The organism is Dokdonia sp. LLG6352-1 (assembly GCF_045055815.1).
GTDB classification, from domain to species: domain Bacteria; phylum Bacteroidota; class Bacteroidia; order Flavobacteriales; family Flavobacteriaceae; genus Dokdonia; species Dokdonia donghaensis.
This window is the reverse complement of the sequence record NZ_CP159329.1, coordinates 1,987,125-2,001,334: the sequence shown is the minus strand read 5'-3', so window position 1 is coordinate 2,001,334 and position 14,210 is coordinate 1,987,125. Positions and strand designations below refer to the sequence as shown.

Here is a 14,210-nt window from a genome sequence, read left to right as displayed (position 1 = left end):
TTCGCGAAAGCATAACTCAAACCAATAATTGAAACAACTCGGGTTTATCATTAAGATATTCACCAAAGAACTTACGCTTATGCATTCTCTCTACTAGAGGTTCCAGATCTTCTGGAGATTTTATCTCAATACCCACAATAGCTGGGCCTTGCTCCCTACTGGTCTTTTTTGAATACTCAAAATAGGTGATATCGTCTGTACTACTCAGCACATCTGCCACAAACTCTTTAAGAGCGCCCGCTCGCTGCGGAAATTTAATAATAAAGTAATGCTTTAACCCTTGATATAAGAGTGCTCTTTCTTTAATCTCTGGAGTTCTAGTAATGTCATTATTACTACCACTTACTACACAGGCTATATTCTTACCACGTATCTCCTCTTTAAATTGATCTAAAACTGCGAGAGTAAGCGCTCCAGCAGGTTCTACTACAATGGCATCTCTATTGTACAGATCTAGTATAGTCTGGCAAATTTTACCCTCTGGCACGCTCACAACTTGATCTACAAGCTGCTGGACGATACTAAAGTTGCGCTCCCCTACTCGTTGTACCGCTGCACCATCTACAAATTTGTCTATCTCTGTTAAGGTGGTATTCTCTTTTTGTAAAAGAGAGTTCATCATCGCAGGCGCTCCTCCAGGCTCTACGCCTATAATTTTTGTTTTTGGAGATAGATGATGAAACACACTAGATAATCCCGCGATAAGGCCACCGCCACCTACTGGTACAAATACATAATCCAGAGGCTTTTCTGACTGAGTTACCATCTCAAGACCTACAGTTGCCTGTCCTTCTATAATTTTCTTATCATCAAAGGGGTGTACAAAGGTTTTGTGTTCCGATATACAAGCTTCACTTGCTTTTGCATAAGCATCGTCAAAGGTGTCACCAGTGAGTACAACCTCAACCCAAGTGTCACCAAACATTTGTACCTGCTCTACCTTTTGTTTTGGGGTAGTTGCAGGCATATAGATGGTCCCTTTTATATGAAGTTTTGCACAACTTAGGGCTACACCTTGTGCGTGGTTACCAGCGCTTGCACAAACAATACCTGCTTGCTGCTGCTCATCTGTAAGCGTACTTATTTTATTAAACGCACCGCGTATTTTATAGCTACGTACTTGTTGTAAGTCCTCACGCTTTAAAAACACCTCTGCCTCATACTTTTTTGAGTATGTAAAACTGCGCATAAAGGGTGTCTTTGAGACCACTTTACGCACCCTATTTGCCGCATCTGTTACAGATTTGAGTGTAGGTATGTATGTTTTGAGCGTTTCTTCCATAAGCATCCACGGCGAGGTGGCAATAAGTACTAGCTTAGAACAGCTTCTTGCTCTTCGGTTTTTACTTTTTTCATTGCAACCATTGCTTTACGTAGGGTTGCTCCTATTTCTTCTACAGGGTGATTACGTATAGCATCATTTACAGCAATGAGCTCTTGGTTATCTACTCCATTATCGTGAGCATAAGCAGCGCCTATAATATCTGTATCTACCGTTTTCATAAAGTCTGTAAGGAGTGGTTTACAGGCGTGATCAAAAAGATAACAACCATACTCTGCCGTGTCAGAGATAATACGATTCATCTCAAAAAGTTTCTTTCTTGCGATGGTATTTGCAATAAGTGGTGTCTCGTGTAGTGACTCATAATAAGCACTTTCTTCTATAATACCTGCAGCTGTCATCGTTTCAAAAGCAAGCTCTACACCAGCTTTTACCATTGCTACCATAAGCACACCGTGGTCAAAATACTCTTGCTCACTTATCTCTTGCGATGTGATTTCTTGTTTTTCAAAATTGGTCTCACCAGTTGCTGCTCTCCAGGTGTGAAGATTTTTATCATCTGCAGCCCAGTCTTCCATCATAGTTTTTGAGAAGTGACCAGAGATAATATCATCCATATGCTTCTCAAAAAGTGGTCTCATTATATCCTTAAGCTCTTCTGAGAGGTTATATGCTTTAATCTTAGACGGGTTGTCTAGACGATCCATCATATTTGTAATACCACCGTGCTTGAGTGCTTCTGTAATAGTCTCCCAGCCATACTGAATGAGCTTACCTGCATATGCCGGGTCTATACCCTTCTCTACCATTTTATCAAAACAGAGTATCGATCCTGTTTGTAACACACCACATAAGATGGTTTGCTCGCCCATAAGGTCAGACTTTACCTCTGCCACAAAAGAAGATTCTAGTACTCCTGCTCTGTGACCACCTGTAGCCGCTGCATATGCCTTAGCTTGAGCAAGCCCCTTTCCTTCTGGATCATTATCTGGATGTACTGCAATAAGTGTAGGTACGCCAAAACCTCTTTTATATTCCTCACGTACCTCAGACCCCGGACACTTAGGCGCTACCATAATTACCGTAAGGTCCTCACGTACCTGCATCCCTTCTTCTACAATATTAAAACCGTGCGAGTAAGCAAGTGTTGCTCCTTGCTTCATAAGCGGCATAACTGCTTTTACTACGGCCGTGTGCTGCTTGTCTGGAGTAAGGTTTAAAACTAGATCTGCCGTAGGGATTAATTCTTCATAAGTTCCTACCGTAAAACCATTTGAAGTGGCATTTTTATAAGACTGGCGCTTTTCTGTAATTGCTCCTTCTCTTAATGCATAAGAAATATCACAGCCGCTATCTCTCATATTAAGACCTTGGTTAAGTCCTTGTGCACCGCACCCTACAATCACGATTTTCTTATCTGCAATGGCAGCAATACCATCTTCAAACTCACTGGCATCCATAAAGCGGCATTTTCCCAGTTGTGATAATTGATCCCTTAGTGGTAATGTGTTAAAATAATTTTTCATTGTAATTACATTGCGGAGAATTCTTTTTTTGCTTTCGCGAAAGCGGTCTTACCCTCCTAGGTTGTTGGATTAGTTCGTTTATATAAGTTGTCTAAGCTTGGTCTTTGATAAAGGCGACCTCATTACTCTTTTTTATATGTTGTAACAATGTAGAGATAGGCATCTCTGTTTTTGTGACTGCTATTCTACCAGAGCGTGTAAATTGCATTATCCCAAAAGGTTTAAGCTCTCTATGTACAAGCTCAATCTCTGAGCGTCTTCCTGCTTTTTCAAGCACAAAGAAGTCCTTATTGACAGTCACAATACGTGCCTGACTTTCTTTTATAATATTCTGAATTTGAGGCTCGTCAAAAAGTAAATTTGACTTGATCTTAAATAGCGCACTCTCTGTAAATATCGTTTCTTCGTCTGTATGATAAAATGCCTTTATCACCTCAACTTGACGTTCTATTTGGCCTTGTATTTTTGCCATTTGCTCTTCTGTGACATTTACTACGATAATAAATTTAAACACATCATCTATCTCACTTTCTGAGGCAGAAAGACTCTCTATATTAATCTTACGGCGCTGAAATATTGCCGAAATACGGTTTAACAACCCAATATTATTTTCGGTATATATATTTACGGTAAATGTTTTTACTTCACTCATAGGTAACCTGTTTATGTATACTTTGTACTACTGTATATACTGGTTATTATTCTAATCTTATATCTGATACAGATGCTCCTGTAGGTATCATAGGGAAAACGTTATCTTCTTTCTCTACCATTACTTCTAAGAAGAAACTGTTTTTTGAAGCAATCATCTTCTCTACAGCTGGACCTAGTTCTTCTCTAGTGCTTACCTTCTGGTTATCTATCTCGTAGGCATCTGCTATTTTACAGAAGTTAGGGTTTTTCATAGTGGTGCTGGCGTATCGCTTATCAAAAAATAGCTGTTGCCACTGGCGCACCATTCCTAAAAATTCGTTGTTAAGCACAACTATCTTAACCGGCACCTCTGCTTGAAAGATGACACCTAGCTCTTGTATAGTCATCTGGTAACCACCGTCACCTATAATGGCAACCACTTCTCGCTCTGGTGCTCCCATTTTTGCACCTATGGCTGCTGGTAATGCAAATCCCATTGTACCTAGTCCTCCAGAAGTGATATTACTCTTAGACTTTTTAAAGTCTGCATAGCGTATCCCTACCATCTGGTGCTGTCCTACGTCTGTTACGATAATGGCCTCACCGTTAGTTTGTTTATTGATAAGGTTTACAACCTCACCCATTGTGAGGCCTTCCTTAGTAGGTAAAATGTCATTCTTTATGACCTTCTCATACTCGATAGCATAGAGATCTTTAAATTTTTGGTGCCAGGCCTTATGGCTCTTTTGTTCTATATGAGGTAAAATTTTTGCCAGTGTCTCTTTTGAGTTACCTAGTACTGCAATATCTGCCTTTACATTTTTATTTACCTCTGCAGGATCGATCTCAAAGTGTATGACCTTTGCTTGCTTTGCATAGGTCGCGAGATTACCCGTAACACGGTCATCAAAACGCATTCCAATAGCAATAAGAACATCACAATCATTTGTCAACACATTAGGTGCGTAATTGCCGTGCATACCTACCATACCTACGTTAAGAGGATGCTCTGTATGAATTGCAGAAACACCTAAAATAGTCCAAGCAGCTGGTATACCAGATTTTTCAACAAAGGCTTTAAACTCATTTTCGGCTTCACCTAGTATCACGCCTTGCCCCCATACTATCATTGGTTTTTTGGCCTCATTTATAAGTTGAGCAGCGCGTGCTATTTCTGTTTCATTAATTGCCGGAGTGGGCGTATAACTGCGTATGTATTCACATTTCGCGTAAGCAAAATCAAACTCTGCAAACTGTGCATCTTTTGTGATATCAATAAGTACAGGTCCTGGTCTTCCAGATCTCGCTATATAAAATGCCTTTGCAAGTACCTCTGGTATCTCCTCTGCCCTGGTTATTTGATGATTCCACTTTGTGACTGGCGTAGAGATACCTATGATATCTGTCTCTTGAAAAGCATCACTACCCAATAAGTGAGATCCTACTTGACCTGTGATACAAACCATAGGTGTACTGTCTATTTGAGCATCTGCAATACCCGTAATCAAGTTAGTCGCTCCAGGACCAGAAGTGGCAATGGCAACTCCTACTTTACCCGTCGCACGGGCAAATCCCTGTGCAGCGTGTGTCGCTCCTTGCTCGTGTCTGGTAAGGACGTGCTTGATTTTATCTTGATGCTTGTGTAGCTTATCATAAAAAGGCATTATAGCCCCGCCAGGATACCCATAAATAAGGTCTGCTCCCTCTGCTACAAGACAGTGTATCAATGCCTCACTACCAGTCATTGTGGTAGTCGCAGTGTCTGATGTATTTTGTGTCTTCACGTCCATAGGTTGTACGCTTTAAATGTTATTTCTATTCTATCACGCTCGCTAGGCGTCTGTTTATTGTGCTTGTGTTGTGCTAGAACTCGTCTGTCACGCATCCCTCACTCGCAGATGAGACCATACGAGCATATTTATAAAGTGAGCCACGTTTTACTTTAAGCTCTGGAGCTACCCAGTTCTTTTTACGTGCTTCTAGTTCGCTCTCACTTATCTCAACATTAATGGTATTCGTCTCTGCGTTAATCACGATGGTATCTCCATTTTCTATAAGCGCAATACCGCCTCCTACTTGTGCTTCTGGCGTGATGTGACCTACTACAAAACCGTGTGTCCCTCCAGAAAAACGACCATCTGTAATAAGTGCCACATCTTTACCTAACCCAGCACCCATTATAGCCGCTGTAGGTTTAAGCATTTCTGGCATACCTGGTCCTCCTTGTGGCCCTTCGTAGCGTATAACGACGACATCACCTTTTTTTACCTCTCCTGCACCTATACCCGCATTTGCAGCATACTCACCGTTATAAACTCTTGCGCTTCCGCGAAAGTGTAATCCCTCTTTACCGGTAATTTTTGCCACAGATCCTTCACTTGCAATATTTCCATAAAGAATACGGATGTGTCCCGTCTCCTTAATAGGATTCTCAACCGAATGAATAACATCTTGATGTGCCTGAAGATGGTCTACAACTGCTAGATTCTCTGCAATAGTTTTACCAGTTACCGTCATACAGTCCCCGTGCAACATACCCTGCTCCAGCATATATTTTAATACGCCCGGCACTCCTCCTACATTGTGCAAATCTTCCATAAGGTATTTTCCTGATGGTTTAAGATCTGCTAGAAAAGGTGTGGTATCACTTATTTTTTGAAAATCTTCTAGTGTAAATGATACTTGTGCAGCCTTTGCTATAGCGAGAAAGTGCAGCACAGCATTAGTAGATCCTCCTAGTACTGTTACAAGTCTCACCGCATTCTCTAGTGACTTGCGAGTAACAATGTCTGAGGGTTTTATGTCTTTTTCTATTAGGTTTCTTAAAGCAGCTCCTACTCTAGCACACTCCGCAGTTTTATTAGGTGACACTGCAGGGTTAGAGCTTGTATAAGGCAAGCTCATCCCTAATGCCTCAATCGCGCTAGCCATCGTGTTTGCAGTATACATACCACCACACGCACCAGCACCTGGACAGGCTTTTTTTACAACCGTTTTAAACTCTTGCTCTGTAATACTACCAGCTACTTTTTCTCCCCAAGCTTCAAAAGCAGACACTACATCTAGCTTTTTATCTTCGTGACATCCTGGTGCTATAGTTCCTCCATAGACGAGTATTGATGGCCTATCTAGCCTAAGCTGTGCCATAAGAGCACCCGGCATATTTTTATCACAACCTACTACTGTAACCAGTGCATCATAAGACATAGCTTGTACTACAGTCTCCATTGAGTCCGCAATAATATCTCTACTAGGTAGTGAGTAGCGCATACCAGGAGTACCCATTGAGATACCGTCACTTACACCTATGGTATTATAAATAAGACCTACCAGATCAGAAGTTTGTACTCCCTTTTTAATATCTAGTGCAAGGTTATTTAAGTGCATATTACAAGGGTTACCCTCATAACCTGTACTTGCAATACCTACAAGTGGTTTTTTAAAATCTTCATCTGTAAGTCCTATAGCGTGCAACATAGCCTGTGCAGCTGGCTGCGTAGGATCTTGAGTTACCGCTTTACTATATTTATTAAGTTCTTTCAATGGTTTGTGGTTTTGACTGGTTAAAATTATTACTCTCTTACGGCACCTACGGACACAGTATAAACTACACCCGACGACCAATGTGCCTTTAAAACATCTAAAACACTGAAAATCAGATTTTTAAATCAATTTAAAATAGAATCCTACCCTAATTCTAGTCCTAGCATTTTTATCATAACACTAATTATCGCTTCATAAACTAAGAGATTTTAAATATTTCATAATTTGAGTTATGAGCTGTGATCCTATTTATCACCTAGCATAAAAACTCCTAAAACTTTGTCAATGAAGAAGAGATGCCATAAAAACAGCTTATTTTTATAGAAAACACACATATTTTGAAAATTCCATCCATTCTTGAAAATCAGCGTGCCTTTTTTGCAACGGGTCAAACTAAGGATATCGCTTATAGAAAAGCTGCTTTAGTACGCTTTCGCGAAAGCATAAAAAATCACGAGCAAGATATCATAGATGCACTGGCAGCCGATTTTAAAAAACCAGCATTTGAAACAGTTGCTACCGAAATAAGTGTTGTCATTAAAGAAATAAACCTAGCCATAAAGGAAATCTGGAAATGGCAGATGCCAAAAAAAGTAAAGGCTTCTTTACTTAATTTTCCCTCTAGTGCCGCTGTACACTATGAGCCCTATGGTACTGCATTAATTATTGCCCCTTGGAACTATCCCTTTCAACTTGCCGTAGGACCTATGATAGGCGCTATTGCTGCAGGAAATACAGTAGTCTTAAAACCTAGCGAACTCACACCTAGCACGGCAAATCTCTTAGAAAAAATAATTACCGAAGTATTTGACCCAGCTTACGTACACATTGTACAAGGTGATAAAGAGGTGGCGCAAGAACTTCTAGAACAACGCTGGGATTACATATTCTTTACTGGTAGTGTACCCGTAGGAAAAATAATTTATAAAGCAGCCGCAGAACATCTTACGCCAGTTACCCTAGAACTGGGTGGTAAAAGTCCTTGTGTGGTAGATGAGACAGCACGTATACAACAAACAGCAAGACGCATTGTATGGGGTAAATTTGTAAATGCTGGACAGACCTGTATTGCTCCAGATTATATACTTGTGCACTCCTCTGTTAAAGATGCCTTACTCAAGGCTATAGATATAGAAATTACTAAGGCTTATGGAGCAGACCCAAAGGTTTCGAAAGATTTTGCTCGCATAATCAATGAGAAAAATTTTGATAGACTCTCTGAGATGCTTGAGAATGCAACTATTTATAAAGGTGGGCAAACAGATAAAAATGACCTATATATTGCTCCTACTGTACTTAATGATGTGTCTGTAACAGATACTGTAATGCAAGATGAAATCTTTGGCCCTATACTTCCAGTACTTACTTATGATAAAAAGGAAGATATCTCGCTAGTTATCAACGCTATGGAAAAACCGCTGAGTGCGTACGTTTTTTCGCGAAAGCGTTCTTTCAAGAATTGGTTTAACACAACTTTTTCTTATGGAGGCGGTGCTATGAATGATACACTTATTCATTTTATAAATGACAAGCTCGCCTTTGGTGGTGTGGGACACTCTGGTATAGGTAGCTATCACGGTGAGAAGAGCTTCTACACATTTAGCCACGCAAAGTCTGTGGTAAAAAGAGGCACCTGGCTCGATGTGCCAGTAAGATATGCTCCATATAAGGGTAAATTGAGCCTTCTTAAAAAATTTATGAACTGGCTGTAAAGCTATAAAAATGGGGCATTTACCCCTAGCGAAATGCTCCCCTTCCTGCTATCTTTACGTATGTTTAACTTCCCCCTTATAATCACAGTATTATGGGTAGACCGTCAAAAACAGAACGTTTAAAAAGTGCTAGACCTCTTATTATGCAATCAACATTGACCTTTTGCAAATTAAATTTACAAAAGCTTTATGCACGTAGTAGAAGATTACAACTCACGCACTGGAACGAAGATCAGGATTATGCAGATTATATTAATAATCTATGGGCCACAATGCTCAAGCATAAAGCGCTGAAGGAGGAAGCTTTAAAACTAGAAGAAATGCTAGGTACAGGTGATGCTGTACAAATACTAAGCGATATCGTTATGGAACATCGTCAATCAAGTAACGGACAGTAAAACACTATCGCCTTGTTGTAGCTGTGCAAGAGTATCAATGCTAGGTTGTGCAATCTGAAGAATACGAGGATACCCTCCCGTAGTCTGGCAATCACGCATTAATACTATTATTTTACCTGAGGGAGTGAGCTGCACCGTTCCTGGAATTACAGGGCTCGTCATTATGCCCTCTAGTTTATTATATACTGGCTCTTGGAGCTGGATGGCCATTCTGTTCCAGAGTTTTGAAACGGTAAATGGCTGGTGTAAGAGTTGCTGCTGGTTGTAATTCAGTAATGTATACTCTGGCCCCTTATACGCTTTAATGGTGTGGACCCTACCCGCACTGGCATATGCATATTTATATTTTATATGCGCCCCTTTTGAAATATCATACGTACTAATACCCAACGAGAATGTATCCCCATTTCTAATATGATTATTAGGAGTTATGGGTGTATACCAACTCTTACTATTAAGAGTGATTGCAGATTCTATACCACCGCCAAAGGCTATATAGCACCTAGTTCCCTGGCTTATTTTTGAGGTAATAAGAGTTTGTGACGCACGTGCGAGAGTTGGTACACCTATTTTTACAGGCTCCCCTTCGAGCGTAGCTTTAACGTGAGCACCTGTAATTACAAAATATGTGTCTTGATAATACTTTATAGTAGGCCCTACTAGCGTGCATTCTAGCATCGCTGCATCTTTAGTATTGTTAAGAAGTGCATTTGCCTGAAAAAAAGAGTGCCTATCCATAGCTCCACTTTCTGGCACCCCCATAGCAGCATAGCCAGCACGACCACCATCTTGCACAGTCGTAAAGAAACCTTTATTAATTATCTCTACTCTAACGTTCATAAACTTTATACTCTTCTAATGTGATTGCATAAAACTTTATGGAGTCTCCAGCTTTAAAAAGTGATTGCGGGTTTTTATTAATATCAAATAATTGAACCGGCGTACTTCCTATTACGTGCCACCCTCCTGGACTTCGTTGAGGGTAAATACCCGTTTGTGCACCACCTATAGCCACACTACCCGGTTGTATAAATTGTGATGGTGTAGCCTTTCTTTCTAAATGAAGTTTACTATCAAGCCCATCTAAATATGGGAATCCTGGTAAAAAGCCTATAAAATATACCGGATATACTGGTGATGTATGTAAGGCTACAACTTGGTCTACTCTAAGGTTTACTTGTGATGCATATTCTTCAAGATCTGGAGCTACTTGACTATTGTAACACACCGGCACTTTATGTAATACTCCATTAACGCCTATACTCTCTATAGATGACTTCAATATTTCTTCTACACTAGCTCTAATGGTGTCATATCGACCTTCTAAAGGTAAAAGAAACTTTACCAATATCTCATTATAGGTAAACACAACCTCAACCGTTGGTAAGGATTGTAGTTGTTCTTTTTTACATACAAGCCATTGTAATAAATCTTGTGAAGGTTTTTGTGCTACTTGTATTAACATAGCATATTCTCCTAGTCTTGATGTGGTAAAGTTATACATCACTTATATGATTTGTATCCCTTCTGAGTGTAGTTGCGAGCGAAGTGCACGCACAATATCTATGGCATTTTCTGTATCGCCGTGTACACATATTGTATCAACTTTAAAGGGTAATATGTGACCCTCTAGTGATATCAAATTATCTTTCATAATCATAGGTAAAACGTGAGCAACCACATCTTGCGCATTATTTAAGACCCCCTCTGCGTGTGTGCGTGACACAAGGGTATAATCTTGATGGTATGATCTGTCTGCAAAGCCTTCAATAATGGTGGTTAAATAGGGTTTTGCAAGTTTTGCAATTACAGATTTATAGGGCACATAAATTGCAAGGTTTTCATCTACACTACGTATCGCTTCAATGATGAGCATTGCTACCCTTTTGTCTATTGCTGCTTGATTATACAATGCCCCGTGCGGTTTTACGTGATGTAAATGCTGACCATTTTCTTCGGCAAGATGTTTGAGTTTTAAAATCTGATCAATTATAGATTCTTTAAGTACTTTATCTGAGATTTCCATTATAGATCTACCAAAATTGTCCTTGTCTGGATAACTGGGATGTGCACCTATTTTTACATTATACGCTTTCGCGAAAGCGAGCACCTCTCTCATTATATCCTCATCACCAGCGTGACCACCGCAGGCTATATTACAAGAGCTTAATAAGGGCATTAAAAGAGCCTCATTACCTACTCCCTCACCTACATCACTATTTATGTCTATCGTTTTCATAGTATACCAAAGACTTTGAGAATTGTGCGTGCTCCTAGCATAAAAACCACACCCCAGATAATGACAGAAATAACATTCTGTACAAGAGAATTTGTATAACGCCCCATCACCGAACGTTTATTTACTATCCAAATTAAATATGCAGCAATTACTGGTAATAAAACTCCATTTGCCACTTGAGCAAATTGTATAATCTCAACTGGGCTATAGCCTACAGACGAAAAGAAGACGCCCAGCACCAATATAGAGATCCATATTACTCTAAATCTGGTAGCCTTAAGATTAGACTCCCACCCCATACAACCTTGCACAACATATGCTGCGGCAAGAGGTGCTGTAATTGCAGAGGTTAACCCTGCAGCTCCTAACCCCAAACCTATAAAAGATCTTGCATAATCGCCAAACAGGGGTTCTAAACTTCTTGCAAGATCACCTGCATTATTTACCTCTCCAGCTTGTATGGCAGCTGCACAAACTATAATAGCCATACTCACCAGCCCTCCTAAAACTACTGCCACAATAGTATCTCTACGAGCAGCGGGTATTGCTTCTTTACCACTCCACTTTTCTGATACAAGAGAAGCGTGTAAAAATAAATTATAAGGGACTACAGTAGTACCTATTAAAGCAACAATAGTTAATAAACTCCCCTCTGGAAATGAAGGAGTAAAACTTCCTTTTAAAAGTGCTATTACATCTGGCTTAGTCATCACTGCTGTGATTAAAAAAGCCAAACTCATAATAATTACAAGCGTTACGAGTATTTTTTCTAACACCTTATAATTACCTATAAATAAAATGATAGCAGCAAGTATACCAAGTGAGATACTCCAAGCATTAAAGGTTAAGTTACCTACAGTAAACCCTCCTGAAATCCCTAGAGCTTCAATACCTAAAACTCCACCACTAAGGTTTCCTGCTTCATAAGCAGCATTACCTAGTGTTATAGCAGATAACATAAGCCCTATGGCAAAAGCTTTAAATGTTTTATTTGAGATTGTTTCTCTTATTACTCCTGCTAGTCCTTTACCAGTTACAAGACCTATACGCGCAGCCATCTCCTGTAGTATGATGGTAGCAATAATTGAGAGAAGCATAGCCCATAATAGTGTAAATCCATATGTTGCTCCAGTTATGGTACAAACAGTTACCGTACCAGGACCAATAAATGCAGCAGCAACAAGCACTCCTGGGCCTGATATTGTCTTTCTTTTAATTTTCATTATTTGCAGTATATATACTGCGTCAAGATAATGAACTATGGGAGTTTATTAATAAAACGCACTCTAAATATCGTACCCTCATCCTTTTTACTATCTACAGAAATCTGGTCACCCATATCTTCTATTTGATTCTTTGTCATAAAAAGTCCCAGACCTTGAGCGTCCTCATTGTGATGAAAAGTCTTGTACATCCCGAAGAGTTTGTCTCCATATTTCTCTAAATCTATACCTACTCCATTATCCATTACAGATAATGTAATATCACTTGCTGAGGTAATCTCTGCAGATATGAAGACTTTAGACTGTCTTTCTTTATCACTGTACTTTATAGCATTTGAGATCAAATTAAATAAGATACTCTCAAGATAAGCTGCATTATAATTAATCTGTATATCGTCTGGAATATCATTTACAACAACTACATCCTTCTCCTTAATTTGGGTTTTAAGGTTATTTAATGCACCGTTTACATAATCATTTAAAAAAAGAAGTTTTGGAGTCTCTTCAAGATTTCTATTTGACGTTGCAATCTCGTTCAGATTGCTTATTGTATTGCTCAAGCCAGCAGAAACATCATTAAGGTAGTTAGAAAGCTCAATTTTCTCCTCTTGTGACTCTGCCATATCCATAAGCTGCAATATATTCTTAAGGTTGCCGGCGTGGGTAATTAAGTTATGAGAGACAATAAGCGCAAAATTTTTGAGCCTACTGTTATGACTTTCTATAAGCTTATTTTTTTCTAAAATAAGTTGCTCCCTATGTTTTGACTCTGTAACATCTGTATGTGTACCTATAACTCGCATCGGGTTACCAGAATCATCCCACTTTACTACCTTACCTCTATCTTGTATCCATTTATAACTGCCACTAGTAGTAAATACTCGATGCTCATTAAAATAATATGGAACCTCACCTTTAAAGTGATCTTCTATATCTTTATAATACATCTCCTTGTCATCAGGGTGAACTTGATTGTTCCAGGTATCTTCGTGAGGATCTATACTCTCACGAGTTTTTTCTAAAAGACTCAATGACTTGTCAGAATAAAATACAGTCCCTTTTTCAATATCCCAATCCCATAACCCTAAATCTGAACCTTTGATAGCAAACTCATAACGCTCCTTCATTATAGCATACTCCTCTTCTGTAGCCTTTACATCTGTGATATCAGATACGTGACCTATCCAGTTTGTGCTAAACTCAGAAGAACGCTCAGGTGTTGCAAGAATTTTTATCCAGCCACTTCTACCAGATTTGAGAGTATATCTACACTCAAGTTTAAGTGGAGTTAATTCTTCAAAAGACTTTCTTCCTTTTGACCGAAGTAATTTTTGATCTTCTGGATGTATACTTACATAGGCAGATCTACCATCTTTCAAAAGATCGGGAACATTTAAGTCATAAAGCTCCATAGCATTATGACTTACATAAGGAAAATTGAATTCCTTAGTAATGTGATTAAAATTTAAATCAAAAAAGAAGCCTTCTAAATGATTCAAATATTTTTCTAAACTTTGCTGAGACTCATTAGAGGTCTCATCAAGATTCTGGGTGTTTATTTTTTGAAACATAGGGGGTGCAAGTTTAGGTCAAATTACTTTTAAATTTTGACTTTACATCTGATTTACTTACAAATCAGACAAATCAACAAAAT

The 14,210-nt window shown here is 39.2% G+C and carries 12 protein-coding genes; 2 read left to right on the top strand and 10 right to left on the bottom strand.

The window, feature by feature from the left end; translation table 11 throughout:
* Positions 1-16: 16 nt before the first annotated feature.
* The 5 genes from ilvA to ilvD form a co-directional block, all read right to left on the bottom strand.
* Positions 17-1,282, bottom strand: coding sequence for a threonine ammonia-lyase IlvA (gene ilvA / locus ABVM49_RS09010; protein ID WP_405201568.1), 1,266 nt, complete (start codon positions 1,280-1,282; stop codon positions 17-19).
* Between the two features lie 29 nt (positions 1,283-1,311).
* The gene (gene ilvC / locus ABVM49_RS09005) at positions 1,312-2,808 is read right to left on the bottom strand and encodes a ketol-acid reductoisomerase (RefSeq protein ID WP_375252270.1); all 1,497 of its coding nucleotides are present in this window, start codon (positions 2,806-2,808) and stop codon (positions 1,312-1,314) included.
* 91 nt (positions 2,809-2,899) lie between these two features.
* Complete coding sequence (ilvN, locus tag ABVM49_RS09000) at positions 2,900-3,460, bottom strand: acetolactate synthase small subunit (RefSeq protein ID WP_405201567.1); 561 nt, start codon at positions 3,458-3,460, stop codon at positions 2,900-2,902.
* A 46-nt stretch (positions 3,461-3,506) separates the two neighbouring features.
* Complete coding sequence (ilvB, locus tag ABVM49_RS08995; protein WP_405201566.1) at positions 3,507-5,231, bottom strand: biosynthetic-type acetolactate synthase large subunit; 1,725 nt, start codon at positions 5,229-5,231, stop codon at positions 3,507-3,509.
* 73 nt (positions 5,232-5,304) lie between these two features.
* Complete coding sequence (gene ilvD, locus ABVM49_RS08990; RefSeq protein ID WP_299148581.1) at positions 5,305-6,984, bottom strand: dihydroxy-acid dehydratase; 1,680 nt, start codon at positions 6,982-6,984, stop codon at positions 5,305-5,307.
* A gap of 338 nt (positions 6,985-7,322) precedes the next feature.
* Between ilvD and ABVM49_RS08985 the strand changes: the two genes are divergently transcribed.
* Positions 7,323-8,696, top strand: coding sequence for an aldehyde dehydrogenase (locus ABVM49_RS08985; protein WP_405201565.1), 1,374 nt, complete (start codon positions 7,323-7,325; stop codon positions 8,694-8,696).
* A gap of 143 nt (positions 8,697-8,839) precedes the next feature.
* On the top strand, positions 8,840-9,094 hold the full coding sequence (locus ABVM49_RS08980; RefSeq protein WP_148305631.1) for a hypothetical protein: 255 nt from the start codon (positions 8,840-8,842) through the stop codon (positions 9,092-9,094).
* On the opposite strand, the gene ABVM49_RS08975 is transcribed toward ABVM49_RS08980, so the two are convergent.
* Genes ABVM49_RS08975 through ABVM49_RS08955 form a run of 5 tightly spaced genes read right to left on the bottom strand, consistent with a single transcriptional unit; the run spans position 9,077 to position 14,127 of the window.
* Positions 9,077-9,934 (bottom strand): biotin-dependent carboxyltransferase family protein, encoded by an 858-nt coding sequence (locus ABVM49_RS08975; protein ID WP_405201564.1) that lies wholly within the window; start codon positions 9,932-9,934, stop codon positions 9,077-9,079. The two genes, ABVM49_RS08980 and ABVM49_RS08975, sit on opposite strands and share 18 nt — an antisense overlap.
* Entirely contained in the window at positions 9,924-10,598 is a 675-nt protein-coding gene (gene pxpB, locus ABVM49_RS08970; RefSeq protein ID WP_405201563.1) for a 5-oxoprolinase subunit PxpB, read from the bottom strand. The genes ABVM49_RS08975 and pxpB overlap by 11 nt, the downstream gene beginning before the upstream one ends.
* A 3-nt stretch (positions 10,599-10,601) precedes the next feature.
* On the bottom strand, positions 10,602-11,333 hold the full coding sequence (gene pxpA / locus ABVM49_RS08965) for a 5-oxoprolinase subunit PxpA (protein WP_405201561.1): 732 nt from the start codon (positions 11,331-11,333) through the stop codon (positions 10,602-10,604).
* The gene (locus tag ABVM49_RS08960; RefSeq protein WP_405201560.1) at positions 11,330-12,556 is read right to left on the bottom strand and encodes an Nramp family divalent metal transporter; all 1,227 of its coding nucleotides are present in this window, start codon (positions 12,554-12,556) and stop codon (positions 11,330-11,332) included. The genes pxpA and ABVM49_RS08960 overlap by 4 nt, the downstream gene beginning before the upstream one ends.
* 35 nt (positions 12,557-12,591) lie before the next feature.
* Positions 12,592-14,127, bottom strand: a complete 1,536-nt coding sequence (locus tag ABVM49_RS08955) for a PAS domain-containing protein (RefSeq protein WP_405201559.1) — start codon at positions 14,125-14,127, stop codon at positions 12,592-12,594.
* Positions 14,128-14,210 lie beyond the last annotated feature (83 nt).

Bases quoted from the DNA above. Each gene is read 5' to 3' on its own strand.
- ilvA (WP_405201568.1), bottom strand. From the start codon at position 1,282: ATGGAAGAAACGCTCAAAACATACATACCTACACTCAAATCTGTAACA.
- ilvC (WP_375252270.1), bottom strand. From the start codon at position 2,808: ATGAAAAATTATTTTAACACATTACCACTAAGGGATCAATTATCACAA.
- ilvN (WP_405201567.1), bottom strand. From the start codon at position 3,460: ATGAGTGAAGTAAAAACATTTACCGTAAATATATATACCGAAAATAAT.
- ilvB (WP_405201566.1), bottom strand. From the start codon at position 5,231: ATGGACGTGAAGACACAAAATACATCAGACACTGCGACTACCACAATG.
- ABVM49_RS08980 (WP_148305631.1), top strand. From the start codon at position 8,840: ATGCAATCAACATTGACCTTTTGCAAATTAAATTTACAAAAGCTTTAT.
- ABVM49_RS08975 (WP_405201564.1), bottom strand. From the start codon at position 9,934: ATGAACGTTAGAGTAGAGATAATTAATAAAGGTTTCTTTACGACTGTG.
- pxpB (WP_405201563.1), bottom strand. From the start codon at position 10,598: ATGTATAACTTTACCACATCAAGACTAGGAGAATATGCTATGTTAATA.
- pxpA (WP_405201561.1), bottom strand. From the start codon at position 11,333: ATGAAAACGATAGACATAAATAGTGATGTAGGTGAGGGAGTAGGTAAT.
- ABVM49_RS08960 (WP_405201560.1), bottom strand. From the start codon at position 12,556: ATGAAAATTAAAAGAAAGACAATATCAGGCCCAGGAGTGCTTGTTGCT.
- ABVM49_RS08955 (WP_405201559.1), bottom strand. From the start codon at position 14,127: ATGTTTCAAAAAATAAACACCCAGAATCTTGATGAGACCTCTAATGAG.